The organism is Luteibacter mycovicinus (genome assembly GCF_000745235.1).
Lineage (GTDB): Bacteria > Pseudomonadota > Gammaproteobacteria > Xanthomonadales > Rhodanobacteraceae > Luteibacter > Luteibacter mycovicinus.
Genome location: NZ_JQNL01000001.1, coordinates 1,845,899 through 1,864,088 on the forward strand (window position 1 = coordinate 1,845,899; position 18,190 = coordinate 1,864,088).

The following is an 18,190-nucleotide window of genomic DNA, read 5'->3' on the forward strand; positions in this document are numbered from 1 at the left end:
ACTCAAAGGGGCAACGGAAAACGGCCCCACGAGGGGGCCGCTCCGGATCTTACGCCGAACGGGGCACTCAGGCCGCGATGGCGACGCGCATCTTCTTCATGGCATTCGCTTCGATCTGACGGATACGCTCGGCGGAAACACCGTACTCGTCCGCAAGATCCTGCAGCGTGGCCTTGTTGTCTTCCGCCAGCCAGCGACGCTGGATGATGTCACGCGAGCGGGCATCCAGGTTGCCGAGCGCCGACGACAGCGCGCCCATCTGGTTGTTGCTCGCGTCTTCCTCGGCGAGGTTGTCGTACGGGTCGGCGCCTTCGTCGACGAGGAAGGCGGCCGGTGCCGGCTTGTCGTCGTCATCGGCATCGGCCGGGGCCTCGAAGCCCACGTCACGACCCGACAGACGCGATTCCATCTCGCGGACGGTGGCTTCCGGGACACCCAGGTCGTGAGCGACGACACGGACTTCCTCGGCATTCATCCAGCCCAGGCGCTTCTTGCTCTTGCGCAGGTTGAAGAACAGCTTGCGCTGCGCCTTGGTCGTGGCGACCTTCACGATGCGCCAGTTGCGCAGGATGAACTCGTGCATCTCGGCACGGATCCAGTGCACCGCGAAGCTCACCAGGCGAACGCCCTGATCCGGGTCGAAACGCTTGACCGCCTTCATCAGGCCGATGTTGCCTTCCTGGATGAGGTCCGACAGCTGCAGGCCGTAGCCGTTATAGCCGCGGGCCACATGGACCACGAAACGCAGGTGGGACATAACGAGCTGCTTGGCGGCGTCAAGATCGGCGTCGTCACGGAAGCGGCGCGCCAGCGACTGCTCCTCGTCAAGGCTGAGCACCGGGATGCGATGAACCGCCGAGATGTAGGAATCCAGACTGCCGACGACGCTCGGGAGCCCGTAGTTACGGGTAACGAGTGCTTGAGACATGTGTGGAACCTCCTGAAAGTCTGTATGCAGATTAGCAGTCCCGATGTGAGAGTGCTAAGTCAGCCCGAAGTTCATCGGTTAACTGTACGCTATGGTACAGAAATACCCCCGGCCTGTCCAGAGTCGGTGCCGGGGTGTTCAGGAGGCAGACGGCTCCCCGGCCGCGAAAACGCGGCGCCGAGGGCGTCGACGGCGGCTATGTGTCCGCCGTTGCTACAGTTATTGGGGCTTGAAGCTGACTTTAAAGGGCGGAGACCAAAGCGGCCTTTGGCGGCAGCGACCAGTCGATCGGCGCCTCCCCGCGCGATTCGAGGTACGCGTTCGTGTCGGCGAAGTGCCCACAGCCCAGAAAACCGCGATGCGCCGACAGTGGCGACGGATGCACGCTGCGCAGAATCTTGTGGCGCCTGGCGTCGATCAGCTGGCCCTTCTTCTGGGCATGGCTACCCCAAAGCAGGAAGACCAGGCCCTCGCGCTCGCGGTTGAGGGCGTCGATCGCCGCATCGGTAAATCCTTCCCATCCCTTGCCCTGATGCGATGCAGCCTGTCCCGCTTCCACGGTAAGCACCGCGTTGAGCAACAGGACGCCCTGATCGGCCCAGGGCGTGAGGCATCCGTGGTCGGGGCGCGGTATACCGAGGCTGGCCTCGATTTCCTTGAACATGTTTTGCAGAGAGGGCGGCACGCGGACGCCGGGCCGCACGGAAAAGCTCAGGCCGTGCGCCTGTCCGGGACCGTGGTACGGATCCTGGCCGAGGATGACGACGCGTACGCGATCGAAAGGCGTGTGCGCGAACGCATTGAAGATCTCGGGGCCGGGCGGGTAGATGACCTTCCCCGCCGCCTTCTCCTCGCGCAGAAATGCCGACAGCGCCAGCATCTCCGGACGATCGAGGTAATCGCCGATCCGCTCCTTCCACGATGCTTCCAGCTTGACCCGCTCGTTCAACCTTCCGCCCTTTCACGCAGGTGTAGCGCCACCCGCAACTGGAACAACAGCTTCGTGATCAGCAACTTTTCTTCCACCGGCTTCTCGACGAGATCGTTCGCGCCGGCGCGCAGCAACGCGGCCTGGTTCGCGGGGTTTTCGTCGCCGGTCATGATCAGCGTGGGCAGCTGCCCCTTGCCGTAGCCGAACTCGTTGCGGATGCGTTCGACGAGATCGCCACCGGTGAGTTCACCCTTGAGGCTGACGTCGGTAAGAACGATGTCGGCGCCCATGTCGCCACGGGCCTTCGCCTCGTGCAGGTACACGATGGCGTCTTCGGCGCTGATCACGTGGTGCACCGTCAGGCCGTACTTTTCCATCATGCGGCGCGTGGCCAGGGCGACCACACGACTGTCTTCGACGTACAGCACCTCGCCCTCGGCACCGCCTTCCGGGCGCACGTAGCCACGGATGAATTCGGCCAGCGCGCCGAAGCCCAGTGACTTGTCGAAGTAGTCGGTGACGAACTCGCCGAGTTCCCGGCGATGAAGGCGCTCTTCCACGTCGCCGGAGACGACGACGATCGGCATGTAGATCTGCGGCGCGGATTCGCGCACGAAGCGTGCGATGTCCAGACCGTCCATGTCGGGCAGCCGCAGCGCCACGGTGACGAAGTCGAAGACCCCTCGCTGCAGTTCGGCTTGCGCCTCCGCGCCGGTGGAGACGCCCACGATCTCGACGCCCGGCACCTCGGCGCTGACCACGCGCGAAATCAGCTGGCGGACGACCTTGGAGCCGTCGACCAGGAGAATCCGCGGCGCCGCGCCGGCAACGCCTGAACCGATGTGAGTCGCCACCCCAAATCCCCTTGTCTAGACCGCCGCGGCGCGACGGATCTGTCGTGCACTCACCAGACGGGCACCCAGCCAGCCGAGCAACGCGGCGGCGACGGGTACCGAAAGCAACAACCACGCGGGCAACCCGCCGAAGCTCACACTGCCATCGTACGCGGCCGCAAGACGTCCCACCGGGCCGGCCATCGCAAGTTCGAGCACGACGGCCAGCACCACGGCCAGAACGCCGGCAAGAAACCCGAGCCAGATGCCCGCGTAGAGATAAGGACGGCGAACGAAGGGACGGCTGGCACCGATAAGCAGCAGCACACCGATCTCCGCGCTGCGGCTCTGGATATCGACACGAATGGTGTTGCCGACCACCAGAAGGGCCGCGACACCCAGCAAGGCCGCCAGCAGGCTCACCGCCCGCGTACCCACGCCAAGCAGCGCGTCGAGACGCTGGCGCCATGCGCCGGTGTCCTGAACCATGTCGACGCCCGGCGTGGCCTTCATCGCATCGACCAGGCGTCCGGCATCGTCAGCCGCCAGGCCCGGCCGGGGCTGGACCGAGAGGACGTATGGGAGCGGATTGACGTCGAGGGACTGCAGGGAGCCGGAAAACCCCTGAACTTCGGCGAGCTCATCGAGCCCGTCTTTGGGCGTGCGAACGACGACGTCCGCCACTTCCGGGCGCCCGCGCAGCGCGGAGGCGGCGGTTTCCGCCATGGCCGCGTTCTGGCCCGGCTTCATGAAGGCGCTGATGGACTGGTTGCGGCCCAGCGCGTCGCCCATACGCTCGACGTTGCCGAGCAGGAGGTAAAACGCGAGCGGCAGAGCCAGGGCCACGCCCATGACGGCGACGGTCAGCAACGTGCTGAGCGGCCGGGCCGCCAGACGGCGCCAGCTGATCGACAGGCTCCAGGCGTGATGCTCGCGCCAGGCGCCGACCTTGCGCCCTTCGCTGCGCTGGGTCTTCGGCGGCTCCGGCGGACGACGGGATTCGCGAACGGTATTCATACGACCTCCGTCGCAGGCACGTCGGCCACCAGCTTGCCGTGGTCGAGTACGACCACCCGCTTCTTCATTCGCTTGATCAGCATGAGGTCGTGGCTGGCCACGAGGACGGCCGTGCCGACCTGCTGGAATTCCGCAAAGAGGGTCATGATTTCCATGGCCAGCTGTGGATCGAGGTTGCCCGTCGGTTCGTCGGCAATCAGGACCGCCGGCTTCGCGACGATCGCGCGCGCGATACCGACGCGCTGCTGCTCACCCGTGGACAGCGCCTCGGGCAGCTGTTTTTCGTAGCTGAGCAGGCCGACCTTTTCCAGAGCGGCGCGCACGCGACGCGACCGGTCAGCCGGCGCCACGCCGGCGATCACCAGCGGCAGTTCGACATTGGCGAAGACCGTGCGATCCAGGAGCAGGCGGTGATCCTGAAAGACCATGCCCAGCTTGCGGCGGATGCGCGGGATATCCGACGAGCGGACCGTGTTGAGTTTCTGGCCGTCGAGGGTGACGACGCCGTTGGTCGGCCGTTCGATCATGGCCAGCAACTTGAGCAGGGTGCTCTTGCCGGCGCCGGAATGCCCGGTAACGAAGGCCATTTCACCGGCCGCGACCTGGAACGATACATCGGTAAGGGCCTGGTGACCGCCCTCGTATCGTTTGCTCACCAGATCGAAACCGATCACCGCATTACCTGTTGGCCCGTTGGACCCCAGAGGATAAGGGATGTCGGGTGGGTTGTGCGGGGTGGAACGTGCCGGGCATGTGCCGGACGGGATGCAAGAGCGCGCGCGGGGCGCGAAAGGCCTACGAAGCGGTGATGGGGTGCCGCTTCATTGCTTCGTTGGCTTTCCGCGCGCGGGGCGCGCTCCTACCGGTCGTGGGTTTACCGACCGCCGAACAGCCGGCCGATGCGGCGGAAGAAACCGACCTTCTCATGCGTATGCGGTGCAGGCGCCGGAGCGGCAGCGGCAGCGGCCGGGCGGTTCGCTGCGACCTGACGCGACGGGCGGCTGCCCTGACGCGACTGACCATCCGCGTGACGCGACGGGGCGGCTGCCTTCGGGCCTGCGGCCTGATCGGTGGCGCCGCTACCCTCGACGTTCTCCACGCCTTCGCGCGCGCCGCGGCCACGACCACCGCGACGGCGGCGACGCTTCTTCGGGGCGCCATCGGCAGCGATGGCCTCGGCGGCGGCCGGCAGCTCCTCGACCGACTCGGCAACGATCACGGTCTTTACCGGGACCTCCGTGGAGGCGGCGGTGAAGCCACCGACCGGGGTGTCCTCGCGCGGCGGGCGCGGGCGACGCTCGCGGCTGCCGGAGCGCTCGCCCGAGCGGGAACCGCCACGACCACCCTCCCGACCGCCACGACCGCCCTTCTCCGGCGGTGCGCCGCGCGTCGGGATGTGACCGCCCGTATCGTTCGGATCGTCGACTTCGTCCTGCACGCCGTCGGCACGCGGGCGCGGCGCCGGCATCACCAACATCTTCGCTTCGATCGAGGCGGTCGGAATCTTCTGGTTGATGTACGTCTCGATGTCCGGAAGGCCCATCGCGTAGAGGTCGCAGGCAAAGCTGATCGCGTCGCCTTCAGCGCCCAGGCGGGCCGTACGGCCGATGCGGTGCACGTAGTCCTCGGCATCCTGCGGCAGGTCGTAATTGAAGACGTGACTGACGGCGGGAATATGCAGACCGCGCGCGGCGACGTCGGTCGCCACGAGCATGTCGATCTGGCCGTCCTGGAAACGCTGCAGCAGCTTCTGGCGCTTGACCTGCGGCACGTCGCCCGAGATGGCGCCGACACGGAAGTTGTGGCGCTTGAGGCGATCGGTGATGCGCTCGGCGGCGGCCTTGGTGTTGACGAAGATGATGCTGCGCTCGGCCTTGGTCTCTTCGAGCAGGTTGAGCAGCAGCGGCATCTTCTCTTCCTTGGACGGGAAGTAGACGACCTGGCGGACGCGGTCGGCGGTGACGTTTTCCGTCTCGACGACCAGCTTTTCGGCCTCGTGCATGTGCTCGTAGGCCAGCTCCAGCACGCGATGGCTCAGCGTGGCGGAAAACAGCAGCACCTGACGCTGCTCGCGGGCCGGCAGGCGGCGGAAGATGAAGCGGACGTCCTTGATGAAACCAAGGTCGAACATGCGGTCGGCTTCGTCGATGACCATGACTTCGACCGAGCCGAAGCCGAACACGTCCTGCTTGTGGTAGTCGAGCAGGCGACCCGGCGTGGCGATGATGATGTCGCAGCCGTCGCGCAGCTGCTGGCGCTGCTTGTCGTAATCGACGCCGCCGTAGATGAGCGCGCTGCGCAGACCGGTGGCCTTGCCGATGGTCTGGAAGTCCTTCTCGATCTGGATGGCCAGTTCGCGCGTCGGCGCGATGATCAGGGCGCGCGGATCCGCGTCGCGGCGGTTGGGCGCGGCCGGATGCTTCAGCAGGCGGTCCATCAGGGCGACCAGGAAGGCGAAGGTCTTGCCCGTGCCCGTCTGCGCCTGACCCGCTACGTCACGGCCCGTCAGGGCGAGCGGCAGGGTCAGCGCCTGGATGGGCGTGCAGCGGGTGATGCCGGCGGCGGCAAGGCCCTGATGGAGAAGCGGATGAAGGTCGAGGTTTTCGTAGAAGACGTCGGTGAGAACGGTTTGGGACATAGGTATGAATGGCCTGGCGTCTCGTCGCGCGGAGGCGCGACGGCATCCCGGCGGCCGGGCGGGCCTCGGGACGGTGGGTGATCCGGCCGGCGTCACGGGAGAGTCGGGGGCGGCCAGGTGTCAGTCCGGCGGCCAGACGACGCGCCCGGCGCACGATGGCCGGAGGCGGCGGCGCGCGACCCGACGGTTCCCGCTGGCATAGGTGAAGAGGCTTGAAACGATTAACCTTTTCACCTATGTCAACGGAAACCATCCCGTCGGCGCCCTTGAATCGCTTGAATCGCGCCCCTAGTTGCGTTGGAATGAGGGCCAGCGGCTGCAATGGCCAAGACCTTCGGTTCCGGTTGGACCCGCGACATGAGGCTCCTTAGTGTAGCCGATGCAGGCGTCACGGTCGTCAACCCCCTATTACCCCCATTCTGGAGATCACGGTGAGCGAAAAGATCACCCATACGAGCGACTCTGCCTTCCAGCAGGAAGTCCTCGATTCCGACACCCCGGTCCTGCTCGATTTCTGGGCCGAGTGGTGCGGCCCGTGCAAGTCGATCGCTCCGTTGCTCGATGACTTGGCCGGCGAGTACGAAGGCAAACTGAAAATCGTCAAGATCAACATCGACGAAAACCAGCAGACGCCCCGCCAGTTCGGCGTCCGTGGCATCCCGACCCTGATGATCTTCAAGGACGGCAAGGTCGCCGGCACCCAGATCGGCGCCGTCGGCAAGGGTCAGCTGACCCAGTTCATCGAAAAGTCCCTCTGAATTCCCCGTTTCACCCACGCCGCCGCGTGAGGCGCTTTACGCCGCGCCTCACGCGATGCTAGGCTCTAGGAGTTCGCCGGGACACCGCTTGTCCCCTCCAGTCGCGAACCCTCTCCCTTCTTCTTTTAACGGCGCCCCGTGAGGTTTGCCCGTGTCCGATATCGAAACTAAAGATTCCATCGACGCCAAGGGCGCCGGCGACCAGCCTGCGACCGAACCGCGTCCCCGTACGCGCCGAAAGGCGCCAGCCGCCGCATCCGCGGTAGAGACGAGCGCACCCGCGCCGGCTCCCGTCGCGCCGCCGGCGGTCAAGTCTCCGCCGCCGCTGCCTCCGGTACCGACACCGGCGCCGCAGGCCGAGTTGCAGTTGAGCAACGCGCCGGCGTCACCGGCGGAGCCGCGTCCCGCGGCCCCGTCGACTGAAGCGCGCGACGGCGGCCAGCCTGCCCCTTCGCAGGGCGGCGGTCAGGGTCAGGGCGGTCAGCAGCAGGCCCGGGGCGACAACCCCAACCAGCAGCCGAATCGCAACGACCGTAACAACCCGAACAACCCGAACAACGAGCGCGAAGGCCGGGGCCGTCGTCGCCGGAACGAACGCAACGACCGCGGCGACCGTGGCGACCGGAACAACCAGCAGCGCCCAGGTGGCGGTAACCCCGGCAACGGCGGCAACTACCAGCACCCGCGCAACAACAACAACGGTTATCCCGTCGACGATGACGAGAACGCCGACGCCGGCAGCAACGATCGCCTGATCAACCTGACCGAACTCAAGCGCAAGAACGCGATCCAGCTGCTCGAGTTCGCCGAGTCGCTCGGTGTCCGCGAGGGCGTGGCCCGCCAGCGCAAGCAGGACGTCGTCTTCAATATCCTGAAGGCCCACGCCCGTTCGGGCGGCGGCATCTGGGCGGAGGGCGTGCTCGAAATCCTCCAGGACGGCTTCGGCTTCCTGCGCTCGGCCGACGAGTCGTACCTGGCCGGCCCGGACGACATCTACGTCTCCCCCAGCCAGATCCGCCGCTTCAACCTGCGCACGGGTGATTACATCACCGGACGCGTCCGCCATCCCAAGGAAGGCGAGCGTTACTTCGCGATGCTCAAGGTCGACGACATCAACGGCGATCCGCCGGAGGCGTCGAAGAACAAGCTGCTGTTCGAGAACCTCACCCCGCTGTTCCCGCGCAAGTCGTTCAAGCTCGAGCGCGGCAACGGGTCCACCGAGGACATCACGGGCCGCATTCTCGATCTGGTCGCACCCATCGGCCGCGGCCAGCGTGGCCTCATCGTCTCCCAGCCGAAATCCGGTAAGACGATGATGTTGCAGAACATCGCGCAGGCTATCCAGTACAACCATCCGGACGTCCATCTGATCATGCTGCTGATCGATGAGCGCCCTGAGGAAGTCACGGAAATCGCGCGTACGGTTCGCGCCGAAGTCATCAGCTCGACCTTCGACGAGCCGGCCGTTCGCCACGTGCAGGTCGCCGAAATGGTGATCGAGCGCGCCAAGCGTCTGGTCGAGCACAAGAAGGACGTGGTGATCCTGCTCGACTCGATTACCCGCCTGGCCCGTGCCTACAACACCGTGGTACCGAGCTCCGGCAAGGTCCTCACCGGCGGTGTCGACGCCAATGCCCTGCAGCGCCCCAAGCGCTTCTTCGGCGCGGCGCGTAACGTCGAGGAAGGCGGCAGCCTGACGATCATCGCCACCGCGCTGACCGACACGGGCTCCAAGATGGACGAGGTGATCTACGAGGAGTTCAAGGGCACCGGCAACATGGAAGTGCACCTGTCCCGTCGTATCTCCGAGAAGCGCGTCTATCCGGCCATCGATATCAACCGCTCGGGCACCCGCCGCGAAGACCTGCTCATCGATCCGGACCTGCTCGCCAAGATCTGGATCCTGCGCAAGCTGCTGCACCCGATGGATGAGCTCGCCGCGATGGAGTTCATGCTCGACAAGATGAAGAACACGAAGTCCAACGACGAGTTCTTCAATTCGATGAAGCGCTGATCGCGCCGCACCGGATCTTGCGAAGAGGCCGCCCATGGGGCGGCCTCTTCGTCTTTGGAGTGCCAGCACACGCGCCGGTCAGGCAAGTGAGAGGCTCGCGCGAGAATTTGCAACGTATCGACGGCGAAGGGGGGTGCCTTGTGCCACTGGCCGCCCCCGTTCTAAACTTCACGCCTAAGTGGACTGGGGGTTCCCGGTCGGCGTCATAGCCTCGGTGAGTTCACCGGGGCTTTTCGCTTTCTGCGTCAGGGAAAAGCTTGAGCCCCCACCCTTCGAAGTCGACGCCAAGCTTTTTGCGCCCTCCTTTGCAGAAGAACTTACGCTTGAGCACCTCAAATGCCCGATTAGGGCTTTGCGGTCGAAGGACCGACAGGCCGATGGGCCGGGCTACGAGATCGGCGAGTTGCAGTCCAGAGGAGTTCGTCTTCTTGTCGGCGAATTTAATGGCGAATGGCAGCTGGCGCCCCCACCTGTTAGCGCCGTCACAAATTCTCCGGAATTCCAGCTCCAGATCACGATCTTCTTTTTTACCTCGGCACTCAACGACGACGTGAGTCGGACGATCGCCCTGTTCTTTCTCCTCAACAAGCTCAAACAGCGTCTCGAGACAGAATCCGAGAGCCAGATGGTATGGATTGCTTTCAAGCTGAGCACGCTCCCTGAGCCTCGCCTTGCTGATGACGCAGCTGATCAGAATAAAGTTGCTCGTGTCGATCAACCCAGTGAGCTCGTCAAGAAAAACTTCCTTTTCCAGGCGATTGTTGAAGCGGAAGATTCCCTTTTCCTTCCGTATGTCGTGTTCGTGAAGCACGACGATGTCATGCCCGAAGTGCCTGAACTTGAATGACTCGATCGCGGGGACGATGGCATCCGCATAATGCCCTTTGTGAAAGACACAAAATGCCAGCACGAAAACAGGATAGTTCGGGTCTACGGTTTCAAGACCATGATCGCCGCTCTCGTCAACGTAAACGACGTAGTTACTGAACCGGCCTGCTGGCGCCACGGCCAGAGCCTCATCGACCGCGTGATCGACCCCGGGCGACAACGGCAGCACCCATTGGCCGGTCGGCAACGCCTCAGGCTCTTGCTCCTTGCTTGACCTTCGCTTGACGGTCATCGCCTCATGACTCCCTTGTCGATGCATATTGCCGCCAGAGTATAGGAAGCATCGACGCATGCCTGGATAGCTGCGCGACTGACGAGCGCCAGGGTCGGCAAGGGCAGAAGGTCCCGACCTCCTCGTTTTCACCGACTCGCCGACGCATTTGCTACCCTGCGCCGCCGGCATGCCACCTTTTCCCGGCGGGCATGCGCCCCCATCTGGGCCGCATCCGGCCAAAAAGCCCCCTCTTCAAGGAAAGCCCCGTGTCCATCCCCAGCGCCGCCAAGAGCACGCCCATCGGCGACCGTGACGATCTGGTCGCCTATCTCGCCAGGGGCGAGAAGCCGCGTGAAGCCTGGCGCATCGGAACGGAGCACGAGAAATTCGGCTTCTACAGCGACGACCTTACCCCGCCACCGTTCGACGGGGACCGTCCGGGCATCCGCCAGCTACTGGAGACCCTGGCGACGCGCTTCGGCTGGGACGTGGCCCGTGAAGGCGACACCCCGGTCGCGCTGACCAAGGGCATGGCGAACATCACCCTCGAACCGGCCGGGCAGCTGGAGCTCTCCGGTGCGCCGCTGGAGACGATCCACGAGACCTGCGACGAAGTCACCAACCACCTGAAGGAAGTCCGCTCGGTGGCCGAGGAACTCGGCATCGGCTTCCTGGGAATGGGCTTCCAGCCCAAGTGGCGTCGCGACCAGATGCCGTGGATGCCCAAGGGCCGCTACAAGATCATGCGCGAGTACATGCCCAAGGTCGGTTCGCTCGGCCTCGACATGATGACGCGCACCTGCACGGTGCAGGTCAACCTCGACTACGCGACCGAGGCGGACATGGTGAAGAAGTTCCGCGTGGGCCTCGCGCTGCAGCCGATCGCCACGGCGCTGTTCGCCAACTCCCCCTTCACCGAAGGCAAGCCCAACGGTTACAAGTCGTATCGTTCGCACGTCTGGACCGATACCGACGCCGACCGCACGGGCATGCTCGATTTCGTTTTCGAAGACGGTTTCGGCTACGAGCGCTACGTCGACTACATCCTCGACGTGCCGATGTACTTCAGCTATCGCGACGGCAAGTATGTCGACCTGTCCGGCCAGGACTTCAAGAAGTTCATGCGTGGTGAGCTGGCCGCCTTGCCGGGCGAGAAGGCCAACATGCGCGACTGGGCCGATCACCTGACCACCGCCTTCCCCGAGGTGCGCCTGAAGCAGTACCTCGAGATGCGCGGCGCGGATACCAGCACGTGGAACTCGCTGTGCGCACTGCCCGCGTTCTGGGTGGGCCTGCTGTACGACGACACCGCGCTGGACGCCGCATGGGACCTCGTGAAGGACTTCACGAAGGCCGAGCGCCATGCGCTGCGTGACGGCGTACCGAAGGAGGCGCTCGCGCTTCGCTTCCGCGACCACAGCGTGCGCGAGCTGTCACTGGAGGCGGTGAAGATCGCCCGGGAAGGCCTCAAGCGGCGCAACCGCACCGGTCACCGCGGCGTCGACGAATCCGTCTACCTCGAACCGCTGGAAGAGATCGCCCTCTCCGGCAAAACCCAGGCCGACACCAAGCTCGAGCTCTTCCAGAGCGAATGGAACGGCAGCGTCGATCCCGTGTTCCGCGACTACGCTTACTGAGTCATTGCCATGCAGATGAATGAAACGCGCCTGGGCCGTCTCGACGACCTCCTGATCTCGACCAACCGCTATTCGCTGGAGACGCTGGACGGGCTCTTCTCGGCGGCGATCGTGGGCCCGGCCGACGTCGACATCGACGACTGCATGGCGATCCTCGACACCGACGAGGCGACGCCCTGGGAGTCCGAGGCCGTGCACGCGGAGGTCGCCACGCTGCTCAAGGAATTCTGGGCGGTGATCGAGGCACGCGTGTCGGGCGATCCCAAGGTACTGGCGGAAGACGCCCTGCCCTTCATCGACTCGCCCGAGGAATTCGACGAGATCGAGGACGTCGCTTCGTACAATGGCGACTTCCCGCTCGCGAGCGACTGGGCGCTGGGCTTTCGCTTCGCCCTCAGCGAGTGGGAAGAGGAATGGTCCGAGTGGCTGGATGAAAAGACCTATCCGTTCGTCGGCATGCTGCTGACCCTGACGGCGGATCAGACCGATCCGGACCCGGGCACACCGACGGTGGCCCTGCCGTCGTTTGAGGAGCGGATGAACCTGCTCAACGAGATCCCGTTCCAGCTCGCGCAGCTCTATCGTCGCCGCCATCCGCGGCACGGCAAGCCCGTACAGCGCGACGAGTCGAAAGTCGGCCGCAACGACGTCTGCCCGTGCGGCAGCGGCAAGAAATTCAAAAAATGCCACGGCGCGGAAGGCCTGTAGGAGCGCGCCCCACGCACGATCCCGTCCGACTGGCCTGAAGGCCACCCACAAAAAAACCTCCCCGTCACCGGGGAGGTTTTTTTACTGGCTCATATCAGCCGATCGGGGGAGACGATCAGAACTGGTACTTGGCCGAGACGCTCAGCAGGTTGCCCTTGTCGTCGTTCTGGCCGACCAGACGGTCGTTGGTGGCATTGGTGACGCCAGCGATGTGAGCCTTGTTAACGAAGATGTGGGCGTAACCCGCGTTGACTTCGAAACGCTCGGTGGCCTTGTAGCCGATACCGAAGGCCAGCCACTTGCGGGTCGAGTCCGGCACGCGCGGGGAGCGGGTATCGTCGTAGGTCGGCGTCGTGTCGACGGCGACACCGGCGCGCAGCGTCAGCTTGTCGGTCGGGTAGTACTCGCCACCGGCGGACAGGAAGTAGCTGTTGCGCCAGCTGTAGTCTTCGCTGGTGGACGGCTGGTTCGGGTTCGAGTAATTGACCGTGAGGTCCTTGAACTCGTTCCACTTGGTCCACGACAGATCGAAGCCCAGGCCGAACTTCACGTCCTGGTGCCAGAAGCTCGCGGTGGCGACGGACGGCGTGGTGAAGTCAGCCGTACCGTTGGTGTGGGTGAAGGGCGGCTGGCCCGAACCGAGCAGCGCACCGACAGTCGGGTTGGACAGCACGGCCGTCACGTTGCTCGGCATCGTGAAGTTACCGGTGCCTTCCAGCTTGTGGCTGATCTTGCTGCGGTAGTTCAGGGCGATGCGGTCGTTCTGGGTCAGCTTCCACAGACCACCGATCTGCCAGCCGTAGGCCCAGTCGTCACCCTTGATCTTGGCGACGCCATCGCTACCCGGCGGAACCACGGCGGCGTACTGTGCGGCCAGGGCGCGGGCGGTGGCGGGCGGCAGCTGACCCGCGGCGGCGGCGCGCTGGATCAGGCCGAGGCCGACCGTGTTGTAGTTGATCGCACTGGTCAGTTCAGCGGTCGTCTTCTGCGCGATGAAGCTTGCGCCGAGGGCGAAGTCGTCCGTCACGTCGAACGACGCCGACAGCGTCGCGTCATACGACTTGAAGTCGGACTTGATGGCGTTGTAACGACCCTTCCAGTCGGAGTCGTATTCGGTCTTGAAACCGAACGGGGCGGTCAGGCCGAGGCCGATGTGCCAGCGATCGCTGACCTGGGTCGCGACGTAGAACGCCGGAACCGGGATCGTGGTGCCGGCGTCGCCGCCGTTGCCGCCCGAGATGGGACGACCCTGAGCGTCGGTCGCGGTGCCGTGGAACTTGGTGCTGAAGTTGATGCCGGTGACGTCGGCCTGGAACGTGGTGCCCTTGAGCAGGCTCATGGCGGCCGGGTTGTTCACGATCACCGAGGCGTCGTCACCTGCGGCGGCGGAACCGGCGAAAGCGCGACCGAGGGCGGCGGCGCTGTTTTCCTTCAGCTGGAAGGCGCTGGCGTGAGCGGCCTGCGGAGCCACCAGCGCGCCGGCGATGGCCAGCGAAAGGGCGGCGACGGCCAGCGAACGGGTATGGGTCAACTTCTGCATGCGTGGTGGCTCCTGCTTTTGTTCTGTTCTGGGTCGATGTCACGTGCGCGGTACGGAAAAGTTAGCCGTTTTCATACGCGCGTTTAACAATCTGGGTGGGACTCTGGACGACTTGACGAATAATTTGCAAGTGCATGTGCAACAAACTCGAAACATCCGACGTTTATGCACACTTGCGTCGCCCCTCTTTTGCTAACGTATGCTGCCGATCCGCAAGCGAGACCGCCGTCATGCACTGCTACGTCTACGCAAGCCTTCGCAAGCCCGATACTTACGTCTGGATGACCCGCCGGGACGGCTTCGACATGCTTCCCGAGCCGCTCGTCCTCCTGCTGGGCGAACTCCGCTTCGTGCTGGAGTTCGAACTCACGCCCCAGCGCAAGCTGCCGCACAACGACACTGAGCAGGTTCTCATCAACCTCGCGGGTTGCGGCTGGCATCTGCAGACGCCTCCCGGCGACACGCTCACCGTCTGCAATCAGCCGAACCACAATCGCGAGATCGACCCCGACCGGACGCTCGTCCGCGTCTGATCGGCCGAATCCGCGCACAGGCAGAGTGTGCGGCGTGGGTTAACACGTCGTTACCGCGTGATGCCATGCGCGTCCGTATACTCGCGCGCATGGCCAATCCCAAACGTCGTCGACCATCGCTGATCAAGGCGCTGCCCTGGTTCCTTCCCGCCCTCGCCGCTGTCGCCTGCGCGGGTCTCACGGCGTCGCCGCTTGCGCTGATTCCGCTGCTGCTCGCTAACGCCCTGGTGATGGCCGCGGTCTGTCACGCGATCGGTTTCGATCCCGAAACGAGCTTCCTGCGTACGGCCTTGCGTCGCGGCTCGGCGCACGTCGTGATCTTCACGGCCTACACCTTCGTCGTGTTCGTGCTCGTCGCCTGGCCGCTGCTCAAGCTGACGCAGGCGCCCAGCCTGGGCGTGGCGCTGTTACTGGCAGCGACGCTCGTGGTCGCGCTGGCGGCGCTGTGGCGCATGTGGCCGGCGTTCGGGCTTCTTTTCCTCTGGGACGATGCCTACCCCGAGGACAGCGGTAACGGCTCGTGGATATTCACCGCGGTGGCCCGCTCGGTCAGCTTCGGCCGCCACCTTTCCGCCGAGGAACGTTTCTTCTCGCATTTCCTGCCCGCCGCCTTCAGCCTGCTCGTACTCGCGTTCTGCGCCGTGGCCCTTTCCGGCCTCTACGGCGTGTTTCCCCCGGAGATGCGAATCGCCGCACTGGCGATCTATGGCGTGGTGCTGCTGCCCGTCGCCGGCATGGTGATCGCGAACCGCACCCTCCGTGCGCTGCTCTGCGAGCGCCGCGGGCATATCCGTACGGCCCGCGCCGAGCCCCGGCGTGAGCCGGGCATCGAGCCGGACGTGACTGCGCCGCCTCCCCCCATTCCCGTACTCAGCAACGAAGAAAGTCAGCCCGGCGTACGTGAGCACGCGCTCCTGGCAGCGGCCCGCGAAGGCGACATCGCACGGGCCGTGGCGCTCGTCGAAGCCGGTGCCGACCCCAACACCGCCGCGGAACCGGGCGATCGCGACCAGCGCCCCGTGCTGACGCTCGCCGCCCTTTCCCCCGACATCCGCCTGCTGCGTGCGCTGATCGCGCGTGGCGCGCAGGTCAGCCGTGCCCATCAGGGCGTGACCGCGTTGCACGCCGCCACGCGCGACAGCTGGCACGGTCGCCCTGAAGCCGTCCTCACCCTGCTGACCAACGGCGCGAACGCCGCCGCCACCGATGCCGAGGGCAACACCGCACTGCACGGGGCGGTGCTCAGCGCCGAGCCGACCGTCGCCGCCATGCTGCTCGATGCAGGCGCGCCGGTCGACGCCGTCAACGCCGCCGGCGACACGCCGCTGGCCATCGCGTGCCGCGCGGCCAACTGGGCACTCGTACGCTTCCTTCTCGAGCACGGTGCCAAACCCGCTCCCGTCGGCGGCGAGCCCGCCCTGGTCGCCGCCGCCGGTATCGCCGACGACGACGCGGAAGGTGTGAAGGTGCTGCTGCGCTACAAGGCACCAGTGAACGCCACCGACGCCCACGGACGCTCGGCCCTGATCGCCGCCTCCGCGGAAGGTCACGAGCAGATCGCCCGGGCCCTGCTTCAGGCCCACGCCCAGCCGAACCTCGCCGACCGGCATGGCACCACCGCCCTCATGGAGGCCGCGCGTGCCGGCGCTCACGGCATCGTCCAGTTGCTGGCCGACGCCCAGGCCAATGCCTCGCCGCGCGACAGCCACGGACGCGACGCGCTGACGCTGGCCTGCCAGTCGCCGCGCGCCCAGGCCGCCACGGTACGCGCGCTGCTCGCGCTGGGGGCCCAGCCGAAGGAAGCCGGCGCGGATGGACGCAGCGCGCTCGACCACGCGGCCGGTACGGGCCGCTGGGACTTCGTCGCCCTGCTCGACCCGGAGACGCCACTGCCGACATCGCTGAGCGAATCGGTCGTACCGGAGGCGGGTGCGGATTCGCCGATGCATCTCTACGATGCCTTGCGTTTCGGACACTGGGCCGTCGCGTCCACGTTCACCGCCAAGGTTCGTGCCTGGCCCGCGGAAGAACTCGCCGCGCTGTATGTCGATCTGGCTGGCACGGGCTTCGATGCGGCACGCGCGTGGCTGCTGGACCATGGCCTCCATGCCGAGGCGCGGCTGGCGCCCCCGGCCGACGGAACCGACACGACCGGTCGCCGGCTGTTCGACGCCCTGCTCCCCCAGCTTCCCCAGTCGGCCGACGCGCTGCTGCAGCTGATGCGCGCGGGCGCCACCCCCGCGGGTGCGGGCCTCCTCGGTCAGGCAGTGTGCCGTCTGGACGGTGCCGACGAACGCCTGACGCTCGCGATGCTCGAAGCCGGTGCCGACCCCTTCGGCGCCGACGCGCGCGGTCGCACGCCGGTGCACATGGCGGCTGCCACCGGCCGCAGCGCGTTGCTCGGTGCCTTGCTCGCCCGGGGCATGGACCCGAACGTGCGCGATGCGGGAGGCCGTACGCCCCTGCATGCCGCGCTGGAACAGGGCGGCGAGAGCCTGCCCCTCGTCCGCCTGCTGGTCGCTCATGGCGCGGACCCGGAAGCGGCGGACGTCAATGGCGAGACGCCGTACGGCCTCGGCATCGGCCATGGCGATGTCGAGCGCTGGCTGAGCTGGACCGCATGGCCACTGCCGCGCCGTCCGCTGCGTGCCGATGACTTACCCGCCGCCGCCGCCGCGGGCGACATACAGGCGGTCGACCGGCTGCTCGAACTCGGTTTTGCCGTGGACACGCGCGATGCGCAAGGCGCCACCGCCCTGCTTCGTGCCGCCGGCGCCGGAAGGCGGGATGTGGCCGAACACCTCATCGAAGCGGGCGCCGATCCCACGCTCGCCGCCGCTTCGGGCATCACGCCACTCGCCGCCGCGGTGAACGCGCGTCGCGACACGATCGTCGAAGCGTTGCTCGCGCGCGGCGTGGCGGCGGACCAGCGACTGCCGGGCGATACGACCGCCCTGATGATCGCCGCCGCCCTCGGCTACCCCGAGATCGCCGAGATGCTGCTCGCGGCAGGCGCCGATGCCCGCGCCGAGGACGCGCACGGACACACGGCGCTGCATGCCGCCGCGCAATACTGCTTCGGCAGCAGCGACAGCCTGCGCGCACGTCGCCTGCTCGATACGGTCATCGGCAAGGGTGCCGATGTGAACAAGGCGGACAAGGACGGCGTGACCCCGCTGCTGATGCTGCTGGGTGCGCATCTGCGCCCCGGTACCGAGGCGGATGCCACCCACCTTGGCGCGCTGGTACCCGTCCTGCTCGACGCGGGCGCGAAGATCGAACACGCCGACCATCGCGGCGTCAGCGCGCTGCACGCAAGTGCGATGCATGCGCTGCTGGGCCCGGCCCGCGTCCTGATCCATCGCGGTGCGAACCGTCAGGCGGCCGATGCGTTCGGCCGGACCGCCGGCGATGTCGCCCGGCATCTGGGTTACGTGGACATCGCGCACGAGCTCGGAACGCGTGTCGGCGCGATTCCGAGCGTGAGGCAGACGTTGCGGCAGCCGGCGCAGCCGGACTAAGACCACGGCCGCCTGTGGCTCCCTCGCGAC

13 protein-coding genes and 2 pseudogenes are annotated in these 18,190 nt (G+C 66.0%); 7 read left to right on the plus strand and 8 right to left on the minus strand.

The annotated features are described in order from the left end of the window. Positions 1-67: 67 nt before the first annotated feature. From rpoH to rhlB, 6 genes are all read right to left on the minus strand, one after another. Positions 68-928, minus strand: a complete 861-nt coding sequence (rpoH, locus tag FA85_RS08310) for an RNA polymerase sigma factor RpoH (protein ID WP_036109786.1) — start codon at positions 926-928, stop codon at positions 68-70. A gap of 241 nt (positions 929-1,169) precedes the next feature. Continuing rightward, the gene (gene ung, locus FA85_RS08315) at positions 1,170-1,877 is read right to left on the minus strand and encodes a uracil-DNA glycosylase (RefSeq protein WP_036109784.1); all 708 of its coding nucleotides are present in this window, start codon (positions 1,875-1,877) and stop codon (positions 1,170-1,172) included. Next, the gene (locus FA85_RS08320; protein WP_051943227.1) at positions 1,874-2,713 is read right to left on the minus strand and encodes a response regulator; all 840 of its coding nucleotides are present in this window, start codon (positions 2,711-2,713) and stop codon (positions 1,874-1,876) included. The genes ung and FA85_RS08320 overlap by 4 nt, the downstream gene beginning before the upstream one ends. A 15-nt stretch (positions 2,714-2,728) precedes the next feature. Continuing rightward, positions 2,729-3,709 carry a permease-like cell division protein FtsX gene (gene ftsX, locus FA85_RS08325; RefSeq protein ID WP_036109781.1) on the minus strand — a complete coding sequence of 327 codons (981 nt, stop codon included), beginning with the start codon at positions 3,707-3,709 and terminating at the stop codon, positions 2,729-2,731. Beyond that, positions 3,706-4,383: a cell division ATP-binding protein FtsE gene (gene ftsE, locus FA85_RS08330; RefSeq protein WP_036109778.1), complete on the minus strand. Its 678-nt coding sequence runs from the start codon at positions 4,381-4,383 to the stop codon at positions 3,706-3,708. Before ftsE ends, ftsX begins: the two co-directional genes overlap by 4 nt. A 200-nt stretch (positions 4,384-4,583) precedes the next feature. Then, a complete protein-coding gene (gene rhlB, locus FA85_RS08335; RefSeq protein WP_036109775.1) occupies positions 4,584-6,347 on the minus strand; it encodes an ATP-dependent RNA helicase RhlB in 1,764 nt (587 codons plus the stop codon). 431 nt (positions 6,348-6,778) lie between these two features. Between rhlB and trxA the strand changes: the two genes are divergently transcribed. Next, positions 6,779-7,105: a thioredoxin TrxA gene (gene trxA, locus FA85_RS08340; protein ID WP_036109771.1), complete on the plus strand. Its 327-nt coding sequence runs from the start codon at positions 6,779-6,781 to the stop codon at positions 7,103-7,105. Positions 7,106-7,256: 151 nt separating this feature from the next. After that, positions 7,257-9,119, plus strand: a complete 1,863-nt coding sequence (gene rho / locus FA85_RS08345; protein ID WP_081907324.1) for a transcription termination factor Rho — start codon at positions 7,257-7,259, stop codon at positions 9,117-9,119. Between the two features lie 220 nt (positions 9,120-9,339). On the opposite strand, the gene FA85_RS08350 is transcribed toward rho, so the two are convergent. Next, the gene (locus FA85_RS08350) at positions 9,340-10,239 is read right to left on the minus strand and encodes a DUF3800 domain-containing protein (protein WP_079522287.1); all 900 of its coding nucleotides are present in this window, start codon (positions 10,237-10,239) and stop codon (positions 9,340-9,342) included. Between the two features lie 248 nt (positions 10,240-10,487). Here FA85_RS08350 and FA85_RS08355 point away from each other — a divergent pair, with 248 nt between their 5' ends. The 3 genes and pseudogenes from FA85_RS08355 to FA85_RS22700 form a co-directional block, all read left to right on the plus strand. Next, on the plus strand, positions 10,488-11,858 hold the full coding sequence (locus FA85_RS08355; protein WP_036109768.1) for a glutamate--cysteine ligase: 1,371 nt from the start codon (positions 10,488-10,490) through the stop codon (positions 11,856-11,858). A gap of 15 nt (positions 11,859-11,873) precedes the next feature. Then, positions 11,874-12,431 (plus strand): annotated as a pseudogene (locus FA85_RS08360) (UPF0149 family protein); the annotation flags it as partial. A 39-nt stretch (positions 12,432-12,470) separates the two neighbouring features. Then, a pseudogene (locus FA85_RS22700) lies at positions 12,471-12,566 on the plus strand (SEC-C metal-binding domain-containing protein); the annotation flags it as partial. Between the two features lie 115 nt (positions 12,567-12,681). Here the strand turns inward: FA85_RS22700 and FA85_RS08365 are convergent. Then, on the minus strand, positions 12,682-14,106 hold the full coding sequence (locus tag FA85_RS08365) for an OmpP1/FadL family transporter (protein WP_036109759.1): 1,425 nt from the start codon (positions 14,104-14,106) through the stop codon (positions 12,682-12,684). A gap of 230 nt (positions 14,107-14,336) precedes the next feature. Between FA85_RS08365 and FA85_RS08370 the strand changes: the two genes are divergently transcribed. After that, positions 14,337-14,639: a YcgL domain-containing protein gene (locus FA85_RS08370; protein WP_036109757.1), complete on the plus strand. Its 303-nt coding sequence runs from the start codon at positions 14,337-14,339 to the stop codon at positions 14,637-14,639. A gap of 65 nt (positions 14,640-14,704) precedes the next feature. Beyond that, positions 14,705-18,160, plus strand: coding sequence for an ankyrin repeat domain-containing protein (locus tag FA85_RS08375; RefSeq protein WP_343122848.1), 3,456 nt, complete (start codon positions 14,705-14,707; stop codon positions 18,158-18,160). Positions 18,161-18,190 lie beyond the last annotated feature (30 nt).